At 29.6% G+C, this 1282-nt stretch carries 1 protein-coding gene; it reads left to right on the top strand.

Annotated features, from left to right (window positions below; all coding sequences use genetic code 11):
* Window positions 1-74 precede the first annotated feature (74 nt).
* Window positions 75-1282: SMI1/KNR4 family protein (locus tag KI369_RS28885; protein WP_212959047.1), on the top strand; the 1208-nt coding region annotated here is incomplete at its 3' end.

Raw genomic sequence — 1282 nt, 5'->3', positions numbered from 1 at the left:
AAAGGTGCTATTAATTACAATTAATGTAATTAATAGCACCTTTTTTATTATGGAATATAAGGGGAGTGTGAAAAATGAATCATACTATTTTAAATGAGTTGGAAGTTGAATTGAAAAATTATTTTAAACCGTTTTTGAATGCACCTGCAACAATTAAAGAAATTCAAGTTGTTGAAAATGAAATGGGAATTTCATTTCCAGATGAATTGCGTAACCTTTATCTCGCACATAACGGTGAGGATAAATCAGGACCAGGTTTATTTTTTGGTTTGCCATTTCTCTCGTTAGATGAAGTGTTGGATGAGTGGAGAATATGGAAAAGAATTGAAGAGGATGAGTTTTTTAATTTTGATGCATTTTCAATACCAACAGAATGTATTAAGGAAAGATATGTGAATCACAATTGGATACCTATTAGTAAAGATTATGGTGGTAACAATATAGGAATAGATGTTGATCCGGATGAAAAAGGGAAAGTGGGACAAGTTATCAATTTTGGACGAGATGAAGAAGTGAAATATGTAATTGCGAATAGAATTTCAGACTTGTTACTATTTATTTTACAAACGTTAAAAAATAAAAATTTCACCATTCACCAAGAGGAAGATTATTTATATTGGAGTTATGGTGCTAACAATAATATACATTTTTTAGACGCTTTATTTCATATTGAATTACCTGTTTTACATCCTCATTTTGTATTTCAATCTGAAAATAACGTTAATGATTGGTACGATAGTTTAGATGGAAATTGGAGAAATATAGTGGGCCCTTCTGAACGTGCAGATAGGTTTATTAGAGAGAAGAGATTATATTTAGGTGGAAAAGGATTAGTAGATATTAGTCCCTTACAGATTTGTACAGAAGTGAGAGAACTAATTTTATCTGGAAATGAAATTCAAGATTTAACAGGATTAGAACGAATGAATTCTTTAAAGAAGTTAAATTTAGTTAATAATCCGGTACAAGATTTAACGCCAGTATTACATTTACAGCACTTAGAAGAAATGAACATGAAGAAGACGAGTGTAAATAATTTATCGGAACTTGTAGAAATGCCATCATTAAAAAAAATAGATATTTCACATACTAGTATTCGAGATTTTTCGTTACTACCGCAGTTTAAAAAGTTAGAATCGCTTACTGTACATATTTCAAATCGCGAGCAGCTCTATGCAATTTCAAAAGTAGATACTTTAAAGTATTTATATATATTAGGTTTAGAAAATGTTAGTGAATTGGATTTGCTTGTTTTGCAAAATTTAAATAAGTTAATAGCAAT

Origin of the sequence: Bacillus sanguinis, from assembly GCF_018332475.1 — a bacterium.
GTDB classification, from domain to species: Bacteria; Bacillota; Bacilli; order Bacillales; family Bacillaceae_G; genus Bacillus_A; species Bacillus_A sanguinis.
This window is presented reverse-complemented; position numbering and strand designations above follow the sequence as displayed.